We start from the raw sequence: 16602 nt of genomic DNA on the forward strand, positions 1-16602 counted from the left end.
CTCACCTTGCGAACGAATCAAGATCCCATGACCTACGACTCCACGAACATCAAAGTGCTGCGCGGACTGGATGCAGTGCGCAAGCGTCCGGGCATGTACATCGGCGATACCGACGATGGCACCGGCCTGCATCACATGGTTTTCGAGGTTGTGGATAATTCCATTGACGAGGCGCTCGCCGGTTACTGCACTACCGTCTCAGTAACGTTGCACGCCGATGGCTCCGTCTCGGTGCTCGATGACGGGCGCGGCATTCCGGTCGATATTCACGCCGAAGAGAACCGCTCCGCCGCTGAGGTTATTCTCACCGTGCTCCACGCGGGCGGTAAGTTCGATGACAATTCGTATAAAGTCTCGGGCGGTCTGCATGGCGTCGGTGTTTCTGTCGTCAACGCGCTTTCCGAACGGTTGTATTTGCGCATCCGCCGTGGTGGTCATCTTTATGAGCAGGAATATCATCTCGGCGAGCCGCTCTATCCGCTGCGCGTCATCGGCGAGGCTGCAACAACCGGCACCGAGATTCGCTTTTATCCGTCGGGTGAGATTTTCACCAATCTCGATTTCCATTACGACATTCTGGCCAAGCGTCTGCGCGAGCTGTCATTTTTAAATTCTGGCGTGCGCATCGCGCTCACCGATGAAGCCAGCGGGCGGCAGGATGTGTTCGAGTACGAGGGCGGCATTCGCGCCTTTGTCGAGAATCTCAATCAGAATAAAGAGCCGGTTCATCCGACGGTGATTTATTTCAGCACTGAGCGGCAGGATATCGGCGTTGAGCTGGCGATTCAGTGGAACAGCAGCTATCAGGAAACCATTTTTTGCTACACCAATACCATTCCGCAGCGCGATGGCGGCACGCATTTAGCCGGTTTGCGGGCGGCGTTGACGCGCACGCTCAACGGTTATATCGAGCGTGAGGGGCTGGATAAAAACCAGAAGGTTCGTCCCATCGGCGACGATGCCCGCGAAGGGTTGACGGCGGTGCTGTCAGTGAAGGTGCCGGATCCGAAGTTTTCCTCGCAGACGAAAGATAAGCTGGTGTCCTCGGAGGTTAAGGGCGTCGTCGAGTCGCTGGTGGTCGAGCAGTTGAGCACCTTTTTGGAAGAGCAGCCCAACGAGGCGAAGGTCATCGCTAACAAGATGCTCGAAGCGGCGCGGGCGCGTGAGGCAGCGCGTAAAGCGCGTGAGATGACGCGGCGCAAGGGTGTGCTCGATATCGCCGGTTTGCCGGGCAAGCTCGCCGATTGTCAGGAAAAAGATCCCGCTAAATCCGAGTTGTATCTGGTCGAGGGTGATTCGGCAGGCGGTTCAGCAAAGCAGGGCCGCGACCGCGCATTTCAGGCGATTTTGCCGCTCAAGGGCAAGATTCTGAATGTCGAAAAAGCGCGGTTTGACAAGATGCTGGCGTCGGCTGAGGTCGGCACGCTGATTACCGCGCTCGGCTGTGGCATCGGGCGCGAGGAATATAACCCGGATAATCTGCGTTATCATCGCGTGATTATTATGAGCGTTGACGCGGAAGAGCATGTTTTTGTGCGCGATCCGGGCGGTCAGGTGCGCATGACCCGTATTGGGGATTTTATCGACGCGGCGCTCCCCGAATCCGCCGCTGAGGATTATTGCAAACGCGCCGATGCCGAGTTAGGCGAGGTGTTGTGTTTCGGCATGGCGGATCGGCTGACTCGGTTTCGTCCGATCAAGGCCGTGATCCGGCATCCGCTCCACGAGCCACTGTTTGAGGTCAAATCCGCCTATGGTCGTTCGGTGCGGGTGACGGCTAGTCACAGCGTTTTTGTCTATGAAAATCAGCAGATTCAGCTTAAACGCGGCGATGAATTGCGCGAAGGTGATCGGATTGTCGCCCCGCGTTCGCTGGCATTTCCGGTGACTGCGCCGGAGCGTTTGGATGTTTTAACAGCATTGCACGCGATTCCAGATGCGGCGGTGCAGAGCTGGGCGCGTGATGTAGCAGTCGCTGAGGACGCCAAATGCGTCGCGCTGCCGGTTGCGGTCGGGGCCGAGATCGCGCAAGCCGCACGGATGCCCTACGCTGACCGAGGCATGACCCGCTTTATCACAGTCAATGCCGATCTGCTCTGGTTGCTGGGCTTTTATCTGGCTGAAGGTTCGTGTTCTGAGCGCGGCGGTATCCGCTTTGCCATCGGTGCCCGCAATCAGACTATCTTGCCGGAACTGCGCCGCGTGTTAGAGCAAACCTTTGGTCTGCAAGCACAGGTGTATACCAGTCACAATCGTGTCACCGAATTGCGGCTAACCAATCGCGTCGCGGTGCTGGCGTGGCGGCATCTGTTCGATTTCACGAATATCAACGCGATTGATAAAGCGATTCCCGATCTGGTGTTCAATGTCGCTGAACCGCTGCGCCTAGCCTTTATTCGTGGCTATTTGATGGGCGACGGCACGCTCGCCAGCGGACGGCTCGGCTTTGCCACTTCGTCGCGTGAGATCGCCAGCGGCTTGTCTTATCTGTTGTCGTCATTCGGTGTTGTGGCCTCGATGTCGCACTATGAACCGGATGGTGTAGTGCGCGAGATTCGCGGTCAGCCGTGTGTGACCCGTCATCCGCACTGGACGCTGACTGTCAGCGCCCGCGAGGATTTAGCGCGGTTGCGGGCAGTTTGGGCCGATCTGCCGGGTGCTGCGGCGTTGGAAGCACGCTTGCTCAGTACCGCGCCCTCGGTCAATCGCCGTTTCGAGACGCTCGACGGCGATCTGATCGCGCTGCCGATTGAGTCGATCACGCCGGTGGCCGCTAGTAACGGTCAGGTTTATGACTTTTCGGTTGAACATGATGAGAATTTCATCGCCGGTTTGGGTGGACTCTGTTGTCACAATACCGACGCCGACGTAGACGGAGCGCATATCCGTACCCTGCTTCTGACTTTCTTTTACCGTCAAATGCCGGAATTGGTCGAGCGCGGGCATATTTATATCGCCCAGCCGCCGCTGTATAAGCTCAAAAAAGGCAAGCAAGAAGATTATTTGCTCGATGAAGCGGCGCTGAATGCGGCCATGCTGCAAGCGGCGCTCGATGGGGCAGAATTGCATGTCACCGCTGATGCTCCGCCATTAGCGGCTACCGCGTTGGAAGCATTGGCGAAAGATTATCAACTCACCGTCAATATCGGGCGGCGGCTGGCTTCGCGTTATGACGCAAGCTTTTTGGATGAGCTGGTGCGTACGCCGCCGCTCGATGTCGCAATGTTGAGCGATGTCGAGCGGCTCACCGCTTGGTGTCAGGTGATGGAAGCGCGGCTGAATGCGGCTGAATCGGTCTCGCTACATTATGTGTTGCGTGTCAGTGCGGCGACCGAAGGCCAGTCACGCGGCTTGGAATTGATCCGGTTGATTCATGGCATCCCCGAGACGCGCCGGATTCCGCTCGATTTCTTTCAGACCGCTGATTATGCCCGTCTGCGTGAGTTTGGTTTGAAGCTTGATGGGTTGATTCAGTCTGGTGCGTTTATTCAGCGCGGCGAGAAGCGTAAGGAGATTAACGATCTTGGTGAAGGGATTCGCTGGTTGCTCGCTGAAGCGCAGCGCGGGTATAGCATTCAGCGTTATAAAGGCTTGGGTGAGATGAATCCTGAGCAGTTGTGGGAGACGACGATGAATCCTGAGATGCGCCGTTTGTTGAAGGTGACGATTGAGGATGCAGTCGCCGCCGATCAGATTTTTACGACGCTGATGGGCGATCAAGTCGAGCCGCGCCGCGAGTTTATTGAACGCAATGCGCTGAATGTCGGCAATCTTGATATTTGAATCTGCGGTCGTTTTAATCAGCCGCTGAAAACGCGGAATGACGCTGAAAATAAAACAACAATAAAAAATAGGCGCTTCCATCAGTGTTGTATTTAATCTATCAGTCTCATGGAGCTGGTTATGATGCGTGTGTTAGTGCCGCTTGCTCAGGGCTGCGAAGAACTCGAAGCCGTGACGATCATCGATCTATTGCGCCGCGCTGAGATTGAAGTCGTCACCGCCGGGTTGACCGATGGGCCAGTCACCGCCAGTCGCGGCACTGTGTTGGTGCCGGATACGACGCTGGCCGCTGTCGTCGATCAGATGTTCGAGATGATCGTGCTGCCCGGTGGTCTGCCGGGGGCGCAGTATCTCGAAGAGGATTCCCGTCTGTACACGATGCTCCGCCGTCATGCCGAGCAGGGCGCGTACACTGCGGCGATCTGTGCGGCCCCGAAGGTTTTAGCCGTTGCCGGAGTGCTCGATGATCGGCAGGCGACCTGTTATCCGGGCTGTGTCGCGCCGGATGCCTTTCCGCGTCTGACGCTGATTGATGCACCAGTCGTCACGGATGGGCGCGTGATTACCGGACGCGGCCCGGGCGCAGCAATGGATTTTGCCCTTGAACTCATCGCCGCGCTGGTCGGGCCGGAGCGCCGTGATCAGGTCGAAGCGGCGCTGATTCGCTCGCACTGAGTCGCGGCGCATGGCGATAGCGGCGCTGCTGACCAGTGTCGGAGCGAGCTTGTTCGCGCTGGCGCTCAGTTTGAGCCTAACGCGCTGGTTAGCCTCCCGCGCTGGCTCAACCCTCGGGCCGCTCGATCATCCTAACGCCCGTTCGCTCCATAACACGCCGGTGCCGCGTTCCGGTGGGCTGGGTGTGCTCGCTGGGGTCGCGCTGGTGTGGCTGGTCGCGCTGCTTTGGGGCGATGCCAGCGCGGAATTGATCTGGATCGGCGCGGCCTTGTTGGTCGTCGCGGTGGTATCGTTTCTCGACGATCTGCGCACGCTGTCACCGCTGACACGTCTCGCAGTGCATGGACTCGCCGCCGGATTGTTAATCAGCGGCGGTCTGCGCTGGACACAGTTCGATCTGCCTGGTTTATTTTGGACGCTGCCGACGGCGCTGGCACTGCTACTGACACTGCTATTCGTGGTGTGGATGATTAACCTCTATAACTTCATGGACGGCATAGACGGACTGGCCGGCGGTATGGCGGTCTGCGGATTTCTGGCGCTCGCTTGGCTGGGCTGGCGCGGAGATGCGCCGCTCTATACCGCGATCTGTCTTGGCGTGGCGGCAGCGGCTGCGGGGTTTTTGGTCAGCAATCTGCCACCGGCCCGCATCTTTTTAGGCGATGTCGGCTCATCAAGCTTAGGGTTTTTAGCAGCGGCGCTGGCGCTCTGGGGCGTAAAACTCGGCCTCTTTGCGCTCTGGGTAGCATGGTTGATCTTCTCGCCGTTTATTGTCGATGCGACTTGGACGCTGCTGGCGCGGCTGGCACGCGGCGAACGGGTGTGGGAAGCGCATCGCTCGCATCATTATCAGCGCGTGATTCTCGCCGGCTGGACACAACGCGAAACCTTGACACGCGCCTATGCGCTCATGGGCGCAGTGACTGTATGCGCGGTCTCGGCTCCGCGTCTCACCGTCATCGAACAATGGGGACTGTTAGCAGGTTGGGCGGTGGTGTATGGGTTGATTCATGTCAAGGTGATGCGACTCGAACGCGAACCCTAGCCGGAGTGTATTCATGCGCCGATCCCGCCATACCGATATTCCCTACCACAGTCTGAAACCACTGTTATGGCTATTGTTTTTATCCAGCTTGGGATTAACACTCTGGAGTCACTGGAAAAAAGATCAATTCCCGCCGCCCGCATTTTATGACCTCGAACGGCTAATTGAGCCGCGCCAAACCCGTACCCTCACCGATCCATTTGAAATCGAAGCCGAAGGCATCCGCTATCAAATTACGCCACAGTTTGATTATGAACTCGACGGCGTCGTCGTCAGCCTGCATGACAGTGATGTTTTTTGGGATATTTACCATACCAAGGATTGGCAAGACTTTATCAATATCCGCGATCTCTGCGTCGTATGGGGCAAAAATATCGCCAGCGATGCCTTTCGCGCCATGCACTATAAAAACACCACCTGGACTTGCTGGATTGCCACCGATAATCAACAGGCAGCACAGGCATTTACTTGGAATCAGCTTTCTAATAATCATCTGCTCAGTCATGTTGAATACGTGCAGCGAGCAATTAAATCAGCCGAAATCGGCGATCAAATTTATCTGCGCGGTCAACTCGCGCACTACGCGCACGGCGGCGGATTTCAACGTGGCACCAGCATCACTCGCAACGATACCGGAAACGGTGCGTGCGAAACGATTCATGTCGAAGATTTTCAAATCGTGCGCAAAGCGAATACCGGTTGGCGATTAACGTATCGGCTGGCATTCGCTGCAACGGCGATTAGTTTGCTCGGTTTAATAGGGATGTTTTTGTTTGCACCATATCGGCGCGGATGATTTATCTCTAGTGTGTTTGACCAGATAACAATATGCACAATGCAAAGCATCTCCCAATAGCTTAACGAGGATCACCTAATGGACTTAAAACGCGCCCTAGAGCAATTACTTAATGCGTTGGTTGAAAAAAAAGGTTCCGACCTTTTTATTACCGCTGGCTGGCCACCAACAATCAAAATTAACGGCACACTTTATCCAGCCACCAAACAACCGCTCACCACCGACCAAACACGCGGCATGGCCTATGAAATTATGAATGAGCGCCAACGCGCCGAATTTGACGATACTAAAGAATGTCAATTTGCCCTCGACCGCGCTCCAGTCGGACGGTTTCGCGTGAGTGCCTTTGTGCAGCGCGATGCGGTTGGTATGGTGCTTCGACGCATTGAAACTCGCATCCCGACACTTGAAGAATTAAAACTGCCTTCCACACTGCGCGATCTCGCTATGACGAAACGCGGATTAGTGGTGTTTGTTGGCGCGACCGGCACTGGCAAATCCACTTCACTCGCCGCTTTAATCGGCTATCGCAATCACCACAGTTCAGGACATATCATCACAGTTGAAGATCCGATTGAATATATTCACGATCATGACGGCTGCATTATTACGCAACGCGAAGTTGGCGTTGATACAGAATCGTTTGAAGTTGCCTTGCGCAATACCCTGCGCCAAGCACCGGATGTGATTTTGATTGGCGAAATTCGCACCCGTCAAACAATGGAATATGCGATCAACTTTGCCGAAACAGGCCACTTGGTGTTAGCGACTCTGCACGCTAATAATGCTAATCAAGCGATGGATCGGATTATCAACTTTTTCCCTGAAGAATCGCGGAATCAATTGCTGATGGATTTATCGCTGAATCTCAAGGGTATTGTCGCGCAACAACTGATTCCACGCAAAAACGGTCAAGGTCGTCGCGCCGTGATTGAAGTGCTGCTTAATACGCCGCTTGCTGCCGATTTGATTCGCACCGGCGAAGTCAATAAGCTCAAGGATTTAATGAAACGTTCGGGTGAGCAAGGCATGATTACCTTCGATCAGGCATTGTATAACCTGTATCAGGAAGGTGAAATCAGTTATGAAGATGCGCTGAAATATGCTGATTCAGCGAATGAAGTGCGGCTGATGATTAAATTGCAGGAATCGATGGCACCGCAAGCGGATGATGAGGATATGACGAGCGGGATGAGTTTAGTGCGGAATGATGATCGGCCTAAGCGTTAGTAGTTTTTATGTTGAACCGCGCAGGCGCACAGGACGCAAAGTGATTGAATGCTTTAAGAATTAGACAGGATTAACAGGATATTTCAGGATTAACAAGATTATTTAATAAATGTTATAATTAATAATTTTTTCAGTAAATAATCTTAAAATCTTGTTAATTCTAAAACATCCTGTTAATCCTGTCTAAATATTTAAAAAACTGTGTGTTCTTTGCGCCTTTGCGGTTCAAACTCTAACACTGCAACATTAAACCGGCGGATCGGCAAAGCGTTCGCGGATATGTAAAATCTCTGGCACCAGCCCTAAAAACACTTCCGTTAAACGCGGATCAAAATGCTTGCCCGCTTGTGTTCTAATCCAATCCAGCGCCGCATTCACGTCCCACGCTGGTTTATAGGGACGCACCGATGTCAGCGCATCAAATACATCTGCCAGCGCCACAATGCGCCCCGATTCGGGAATCTCTTCCGCCACTAAACCCAGCGGATAACCGCTGCCATCCCATTTTTCATGATGGGACAGCGCAATTTCACGCGCCAGCTTAAGCAATTCTGAATCATCGCCGCTCAAAATATCGCCGCCAATGGTGCTATGCGTTTGCATGATTTTCCATTCATCCGGCGTCAGCGGCCCGGGTTTCAGCAATATGCTATCAGGAATCCCAATTTTGCCTAAATCGTGCATAGGACTGGCGTGTAACATAATTTCGCATTGCTCATCCGACCAGCCGACATGCTTGGCCAGCAACGTCGAAGTGTGACTCATGCGCAAAATATGCTGTCCCGTTTCATTATCGCGATATTCCGCCGCTCGGCCTAAACGCTGCACCACCTGTAATCGCGTTTCGCGGATTTCACGAGTGCGTTCATAAACAATTTGTTCGAGCACATCTTTTTGATCATGCGCCATGCGATGCGCTAATTGCACATCGAGCATATTGCGCACGCGGGCCGCAACCTCAGCTTGATCGAATGGCTTGCCGATAAAATCACTGGCTCCAGCTTCTAATGCTCTGAGGCGACAATCACGGGTACGTAGTGAGGTTAATACCAAAATCGGCGGCGTGAGTGGATCTTGTAGCGCCGCTAATTGCTCAATCAGCTCAAATCCAGTGATGCCCGGCATTTCAATATCAAGCAAAATTAAATCCGTCGGTGCTTGACGATAAATCGCCATAAATTGCTGCGGATCTTGAATCAGCACGATATTGGCGTAGCCGGATGCTTGAAGCAGGCGCTCCATTAAGATGAGACTGACGCGCTCATCATCGACCACCAGAATGCGTGCGGTTTTGCGGCACAGCGTGTCAACTCTTGCCATAGGCTGCGGCATCCCATAGAGAGAAGAAAAAGGCGTCGGCATCATCGGCTACTCTAGGGTTTTGACTGGTGGCAGAGAACGCTGATATCAAGTGGTAATTCCATCACCGCGACATCATCGGTTGGTTCGGTGCCGACGCAGTGGGTATCAAAGGCGTCCATGAGCGTCGGCAAAATCGCCGCGCCATGTTGCCACTGTTGGAGGCAGGTGCTAAAACCAGCTTCAATAAACATCTGGCCAGCCGTGTCAGGTGCTTCCAGCAGGCCGTCGCTCATCAGCAACAGTCGATCACCGGCCGTGATTGGTAACGCCCGCAAACTGACATCTTGCAGCTCGGGCACAATACCGAGCGGCAGTCCAAAAGACGATAATTCAACCCGTTCCGTTGCGGTGCGCACATAAGCTGTCGGCATCCCGCCATTCCACCACCACAGCGTATGACCCGATGATGGCAGCGAAATTAAATACGCTGCCATAAACCGCTCAGTGGGCAGAAAATGATAGAGCTTTAAATTGATTTCAGTTAGCAATTCGCTGTCGCTAAAGCCTTTCGTTGTCATGGCATGAAAGGTCTCAGAAACCGGCAGTGTGCCAATGGTGGCCGATAAGCCATGCCCAGTAAAATCACCTAATAAAATGCGCAATCCGCCATCAGGTAAATAGCCAATCAGCACTAAATCGCCATTAAAAATGGTCGCAGGTCGTTCAATTAAACCAATTGCCGGAATCTGCGCATTGTGATGCTTCACCGCTTGCGTCCACACGCGCTCGGCGAGTTGTTTTTCTTCTTGATCGCGTTCTAACAGGGTTTCAAGCATGGTTTGCTTGGCAGCAAGTGCGCGTTGCAAATTGCGCACCCGTTCCATCGCCAAAATCCGCGCTTTGAGCCGCGTGACGCTAAACGGCTTGGCAAGAAAATCATCGCCACCTGCTTCAATGCAGCGCAACAGCGCTTGCTCGTCTTTGAGCGCGGTGAGAAAGATCACCGGAATAAAGGTGTCGCCGATACGTTGCTTGATCTGAAGCGTCGCCTCCAGTCCGTCCATTTCGGGCATGACCACATCCATGAACACAATGTCCGGCTGTTCACGATCAAACAGCTCCAGCGCCTCACAGCCGTTGCTGGCTTCCTGCGTGCGGAAACCTTCGCGGATCAGCATCAAACTGAGCAGTCGCCGATTCGATGGCTCGTCATCGACAATCAGCGCCAACCCACGTTCGCCCACGCTCATCGGCGTGGTGGCGAACGCGAGCGCGGCGCGTTCGGATGCGGGTTGGCTCACAATCCGACCTGCGTTGACGGTGCAACATGCGCCTCACGCAGCTGGAATGCGACTAAAATTCTGCCCATTCGTCATTATCCGTCGCCGGGAGTGGTGGCTTGGCTGACCCGCTTTTGGGCCGCTGTTGGCTGGTGGGTTTGTGGCTTGATTTCGCCCCGCTCGAGGACTTATGCGCGGGTGCAGCAGCACGCGCCGGCAGACGTGCAGTTCCGACTCCGGCCCCTTCGGAACCGACCTTGAATACCGACACCACACCGGCCAGCGTCCGCGCCTGATCTTCCAGTGCTTCCGCCGCCGCTGCCGCTTCTTCGACCAAGGCCGCGTTTTGCTGCGTAACCTCGTCCATCTGGGTGATGGCCTGATTGACCTGTTCAATGCCGGTGGACTGTTCAACCGACGCGGCGGAAATCTCCGCCATGATGCTGGTCACACGGTTGATCGACTCAACGATCTCGGTCATGCGCATTCCAGCTTCATTGACCTGCGCCGTGCCCGAATCAACTTTCGACACGCTATCGGTAATCAGCGTCTTGATCTCTTTTGCGGCATTCGCCGAGCGTTGCGCCAAACTGCGTACCTCAGCAGCAACCACCGCAAAGCCGCGCCCTTGCTCACCAGCGCGGGCCGCTTCAACCGCCGCATTAAGCGCAAGAATATTGGTCTGGAAAGCGATCCCGTCTATGACCCCAATGATGTCGGCAATCTTCTTACTCGACTCAGAAATATCGGCCATCGTTTGCACCGACGCCCCGACCACCGCGCCACCTTTGACGGCAACATCAGCGGCAGAAATCGCCAGTTGATTGGCCTGCCGCGCATTGTCCGCATTCTGCTTAACGGTGCTGGTTAGCTCTTCCATCGAGCTGGCGGTTTCTTCCAATGAGCTGGCCTGTTCTTCGGTACGCTGGCTTAAATCCTGATTGCCGGTCGCAATTTCACCCGAAGCGGTATTGATGGTATCGACCGCTTCGCGGATGCGGAATACTAAATCTTTTAGATTATTGACGGTCGCATTAACACCGGCTTTGGTCTCGCCAAATAACCCAGGATAGTCTTTCGTAATCGTCTGGGTTAAATCGCCATCAGCAAGGGCTTGCGAGACGCGCATCACATCTTTTAAGCCAGTCTCAGTGGTATCAGAAAGCTGATTGAGCAATTGCCCGATATCGCGGGCAAATCCCTGTTTGCTATTCAGATCCAGCTTGATGCTGAAATCACCGCGATTGGCAGCATCAACAATGCGGCGGATTTCATCAACCACGTTTGTCAGTGCTTTAACGGTGCCATTGACGCCGTTTTTGGTCTCACCAAATAATCCGGGATAATCGCGGGTGATGGCTTGCGATAGATCACCAGCCGCGAGCGCATTCGCCACGCGGGTGACATCTTTGAGACCAATTTCCGTGACTTCGGCTAATTGATTTAAGCCAGTGCCAATGTCTTTGCCAAATCCCTGTTTGCCATTCAGATCAATGCGACGACTGAAATCACCGCGATTGGCTGCTTGAACGATAGTGGCAATTTCACCGACTAACTGCTTGAGCGTCTCTTGCATGGTTTTGAGTGATGCCAGCAGACTAGTTTGATCGCCGGATTCCGTTTTAATTGTGTGTCCTAAATCGCCACTGGCCACCGCCAGCACCATCGCTGCCGCATAATCCGGCTCACCACCAAGCTGACGCAGCAGACTGCGAGCAATCCAGAAGCCAACACCAATCCCCATCAACAGCGCCAGCAGCGTGAGTAACACTAATTGCCAGGTTGCCGCATCCGCTGTTTTACCAGCTTGATCGCCATTTTTGTTCATTAACTCGACTTGAAAATCAATCAGCGCATTGACCACTTTAAAATAAGCGATTTGACGTTCGCGCACTGATCCGAGTAATAGGGCTTTTGCCTCGCTTTGGCGACCTTCACTAATTAAGGTAATGAAATTAGTTTGCAGCGCAATATAGGCTGTACGCGCATCTTTAACAGCCGTTAGACGTTCAATCCCTTGCGGAGAGCGAATAGTTTTTTCGAGTTCATTGATCGCATTGAGAATCGCAACTCGCGCCTGTTCAACACGTTCGACTTCAGCACGAATAGAATTAACATCATCAAGAATCAGCATATTGCGCATAGCACGCGCAATAATACCTAGATTATCAATGATATGATTTGCCTGAACGGTCTTGGGGAAATTATCCTCAACGACGGTATGAATCGCTGTATTGATTTGGTTGATCCGAAGTACCCCAATCAGCGCAACCACCCCTAACAGTACCAAAACAGCGCCAAACCCTAATCCCAGTCGTGTCGAAACCTTCAAATTGCCCATAGTATTATTCTCGGCGAGTGTGTGGATTCGGTCATGCGTTACGCACTGAACGCAGCGTTATGGATGCGGCATCCAGTCAAGCAAAAGGGTCTGCAACCCGGCAAATTCTTGCTCCATGCACTGCGTTAGGCGCTCGGCTTCCGCCGTCGCGTCGGCGCACTCAGCAATGTCTTCGAGCTTGGCCGCCAACCCGTGCAGACGAGGTGCCGAGACATTGGCCGCCAAGCCCGCCAAACTATGCGCTTTGCGCCGCACGCTCACGCGGTCAGCGGCAGTGAGCGCGGCGCGTAACTCGCGCAACCGCTCGGCGGCGTCAAGTTGAAATTGCGCAATCACCTCGCAGGCAATACTGCGCTCGCCCATGACGCGCCCGAGCATATCTTCGGCATCAAACGACACGAGCGCGGTTTCAATTTCAGCCGCTTCAGCAGTGTCGAATGCTGCGAATCCCTCGGCCTCGGGTAGCGACGATAGCCGCTGCCCCTCAGTGCTGGCAGCGCGTGCGTGATCGTTCCGCCGCAACTGCTCGGCGATAATCTGGCGTAATTCCTGAGGTCGAACGGGTTTAGAAATATAGGCATCCATCCCCGCTTCCAGACAGCGGCGCACATCGCCTGGCATCACCAGTGCCGTCATCGCAATGATGGGAACCTGCCGATCAAGCACCCCAACAGCACCATCGCGGATGAAACGTGCGGTTTCAAATCCGTCGAGTTCCGGCATCTGACCGTCCATTAGCACTAAATCATAGCGTGTGCGAGCGAGTGCCTCCAACGCCTCTAAACCATTGCTGGCGACATCTGGAGTAGGATAACCGAGTTTTTCGAGGATGCCACGCGCAACAATTTGATTTGTCGCGTTATCGTCCACAAGCAAAATACGCGCCTGTGGATATTCTAACGGCTGAGCATCAAGCCAGGGATCGGCAACAACCGGCAGCGCGGGCGCGGCAGCGCGTCCGAGTAACCGCTGCAAACAGGCCCGTAGCAGATGCTGGCGCAGTGGTTTGGTGACATAGCCGGTAAAATCAGCCGATTCCAGACGCGCCGCATCTTCGCGCTTGGCTAACGCTGTGAGCAACACTAACTGCGTGTCACGAATCGTCCATTCTTGCTTAATCAGCCGCGCCAGTTGCAAACCATTGGGGTCAGGCATCCGCAAGTCGATCAGCGCCACATCAAAGGGCGCACCGGCTTGCGCCGCTTGATGCAAGACGCGCAGCGCATCGCCGGCTCGCGCTGCAACCGCCACCTGACAGCCCCATGAGCGCAGCAAGGTTGCGGCCTGAGTGCGATTATCAGAATGGTCATCGACGACCAACACCTTCAGTCGCGCCAAATCATCGCTTTGCTTGGCGGGCAATGTGAGCGCCAACCGCTCCAATTCAGCGGTAAACCAAAAGCGCGACCCCTTGCCCGGCTGACTTTCTAAGCCAATCTCACCGTTCATCAATTCGGCTAATTGTTTGGCAATCACCAACCCCAGTCCGGTGCCACCAAAACGGCGCGTCGTCGAACTGTCCACCTGATTAAAAGCCGTGAATAGCTTATTGATTTTATCTTGCGCAATGCCAATGCCGCTGTCGTGAACTTCAAAGCGAATCAAGACCCGCTCAGCTTCAGCTCGCATCAATGATAATTGGATCCCGACCTCGCCCTGACTGGTGAATTTGATCGCATTGCCCATCAAATTAATAATCACTTGGCGTAAATAACGCGGATCGCCGCGCACCGCTGTTGGCACATTGGGCGCGATGCAATACGTCAGCTCTAAGTCTTTTTCATGGGCATTAAACGCCATCATTTCGAGCACTTCTTCGATCAGCAATCGCAAATCGAACTCCAAATGCTCCAGCTCCAATTTGCCGGCTTCGATCTTAGAAAAATCGAGAATATCGTTAATCAGCGTGAGTAAATTCTCGCCACTATCACGCACAATCTCGGCTAAACGGCGCTGTTCGGCGTCAAGATTGGTGTCGAGCAACAGGCGCGTAATACCAATCACGCCGTTCATTGGAGTACGAATCTCATGGCTCATATTCGCCAAAAACTGACTTTTTGCTTGGGTCGAAGCTTCCGCCTGCGCTAATGCTTGATCGAGTTCGTGATTTTGCAATTCCATGCGGCGGGCATATTGCTGCAACTGCTGCTCGGCGAGTTTACGTTCGCCGATATCTTTTACACCGCCATAGAGCCGCCGCGCTCCGCATTCATCTACCAGACATTGATTGATGAGTTCAACCCACGCATTGCCCCCATCGCGGCGACGTAACCGTAGCTGACAACTGGAAATCGACTCTTCTTGCAATTCGGCCTGATGCTGGTCAAATAGTGGGCGATCATCCAGCACAACTAAGCGCCGCCAAGTGCCCATTGATAAAATCGCTTCGCGGGTGTGACCAGTAATGGTTTCCACCGCGCCATTGACCCAATCGAGCTTAAACCGATTCGGCGTAACCTCAATGCACGAATACACAATATCCGACATCAACATCGATAAGCGTCGAAACCGCGCTTCATTTAAACGCAAGGCTTGTTCGGCTCGCCGCTGACGCACGGTGCGCCAAATTGAATTAGCAATCAATTGCACGCTTTCGACATCTAATTCACTATAATCAGTCGCTTTATTGCCGACACCAGCTAACATGCGCACCAAACCGCCTTCAATCACTGGAATAGTTAAAAAGCGATGTAAAGGTGCATGATTGGGTGGCAATCCGGCTTTACCCAAATACTGCGGATAATCATTGCAGGTAATCGGAGACCGCTGACGCAGTGCATCCGCCCATGCACCCGCCTGACTGATGGAATAATGAATCGCATTCGGCGGTAATTGACAGCCGCCCGTTTCGACTGTCGCTTGTGACCAAGCAACTAATTCAATCGTTTCTTGATCGGAGTTAACCAGATGAATAAAGCCAATGAGACTGCCAGTCAGCGATTCAGCGCACAGTAGGCCGCGCTGCATAAATTCGACTTCATCGAATTGATCCGCGACTTGCGGCAATTCTAACAGCGCCTCAGCGCGACGCTGCTGTAAATCCATCAGTAATTCACTGTGCTTGCGCTCAGTAATATCGCGATTGACGCCGCGCCGCCCTTGATACGTCCCATCGACATCATAGACCGGACGACAACTATGCTCAATCCAGCATAGCGATCCATCAGGCCGCTGCAAACGCAACTGTAATTGACTATGCGGCGCTGGATCGCAACTGCCCTGAATATCGCATTGATGATCGAGCCACAAATCATAATCATCGGGATGCAGCAAGCAATTCATCAGCTCGGAATCGGCAAGAAAATCCTCCGGCGCATAGCCGCAAATCGGTTCGCAGGCCGGTGAAACATAGAGATAACGGCCATCCGGCCCCATCCAATAATCCCAATCTGCTGAATAATCAGCCAACATTCTATAGCGCGTTTCGCTGTCACGCAGTCGCGCATAGGCGGCATGGATTTCTGCTTCATGTTGGAGATGCGCGGTTAAATCAATAATTGAGCAAACAAGATTATATTGATTTTCTTCATCTTCAGACGGCACGCGCATCACATGCAATTCACCGATAAAATTCCCGCCATTAGTGGTTAAAAAATGTACTTCATCACAATGTGCCTCACCATCTACCCAAGCGCGTTGCAGCGTATCATCGAGCACCATATCGGATTGACGCGCAACCAAACGTGGCAAATAATGCTGACGCTTATGTTTTTCGCGTAGGGCAAACAGCCGATCACCGGCATGATTCGACACCAGAATTAACCCATGTCGATCAACCACTAAAATCGGTTGCGGCACACCATAAAATAGCGCCGAATAACGATTAGCAATTCGCTCAACAGCGGCTTGTGTCTCACGTAATTCGATATTTTGTAATTCTAATTCTGCCTGATAAATCAGCAGATTTTCGGTCAATTCCGATAAGCCAATTTCACCCCGCGCCAAGCGCCGCTCAGCCCATTCAAGATCGCCGCGATCCAATGCTTTACGCGCCCGCGCACGCACTTCGGGGAGTTCAGAGGGTTTTGGCGGGTTGGTGTGAGCGGCCATGGCGAGATCCTAAACAGGTAAGCTGAACGGCAACTAGCTTCCCGGCGCTTAACGTCGGGCTGGCGGCTGGGCGTTATTAACCAAGTATTAAGTTTAGAAC

At 53.6% G+C, this 16602-nt stretch carries 9 protein-coding genes; 5 read left to right on the forward strand and 4 right to left on the reverse strand.

Translation table 11 applies throughout. The annotated features are described in order from the left end of the window. Positions 1-27: 27 nt before the first annotated feature. From BLW10_RS00575 to BLW10_RS00595, 5 genes are all read left to right on the forward strand, one after another. On the forward strand, positions 28-3783 hold the full coding sequence (locus BLW10_RS00575; RefSeq protein ID WP_091331460.1) for a DNA gyrase subunit B: 3756 nt from the start codon (positions 28-30) through the stop codon (positions 3781-3783). 120 nt (positions 3784-3903) lie between these two features. Then, positions 3904-4458, forward strand: a complete 555-nt coding sequence (locus BLW10_RS00580) for a DJ-1 family glyoxalase III (protein WP_091331524.1) — start codon at positions 3904-3906, stop codon at positions 4456-4458. A gap of 10 nt (positions 4459-4468) precedes the next feature. After that, positions 4469-5503 carry an MraY family glycosyltransferase gene (locus tag BLW10_RS00585; RefSeq protein ID WP_091331462.1) on the forward strand — a complete coding sequence of 345 codons (1035 nt, stop codon included), beginning with the start codon at positions 4469-4471 and terminating at the stop codon, positions 5501-5503. Positions 5504-5516: 13 nt separating this feature from the next. Continuing rightward, positions 5517-6299 (forward strand): hypothetical protein, encoded by a 783-nt coding sequence (locus tag BLW10_RS00590; protein WP_177168950.1) that lies wholly within the window; start codon positions 5517-5519, stop codon positions 6297-6299. Positions 6300-6377: 78 nt separating this feature from the next. After that, positions 6378-7529, forward strand: coding sequence for a PilT/PilU family type 4a pilus ATPase (locus BLW10_RS00595; RefSeq protein WP_091331464.1), 1152 nt, complete (start codon positions 6378-6380; stop codon positions 7527-7529). Between the two features lie 246 nt (positions 7530-7775). Here BLW10_RS00595 and BLW10_RS00600 read toward each other — a convergent pair whose 3' ends face one another. From BLW10_RS00600 to BLW10_RS00615, 4 genes are read right to left on the reverse strand one after another with little or no spacing between them, the layout of a single operon-like run. Then, a complete protein-coding gene (locus BLW10_RS00600; protein ID WP_091331466.1) occupies positions 7776-8849 on the reverse strand; it encodes an HD domain-containing phosphohydrolase in 1074 nt (357 codons plus the stop codon). Positions 8850-8902: 53 nt separating this feature from the next. Next, a complete protein-coding gene (locus BLW10_RS00605; RefSeq protein WP_245709036.1) occupies positions 8903-10132 on the reverse strand; it encodes a PP2C family protein-serine/threonine phosphatase in 1230 nt (409 codons plus the stop codon). A gap of 52 nt (positions 10133-10184) precedes the next feature. Next, positions 10185-12452: a methyl-accepting chemotaxis protein gene (locus BLW10_RS00610; RefSeq protein WP_091331469.1), complete on the reverse strand. Its 2268-nt coding sequence runs from the start codon at positions 12450-12452 to the stop codon at positions 10185-10187. A gap of 57 nt (positions 12453-12509) precedes the next feature. After that, a complete protein-coding gene (locus BLW10_RS00615; protein ID WP_091331471.1) occupies positions 12510-16502 on the reverse strand; it encodes a response regulator in 3993 nt (1330 codons plus the stop codon). Positions 16503-16602: the final 100 nt, after the last annotated feature.

The organism is Allochromatium warmingii (assembly GCF_900107145.1).
In the GTDB taxonomy this organism is placed as follows: domain Bacteria; phylum Pseudomonadota; class Gammaproteobacteria; order Chromatiales; family Chromatiaceae; genus Thermochromatium; species Thermochromatium warmingii.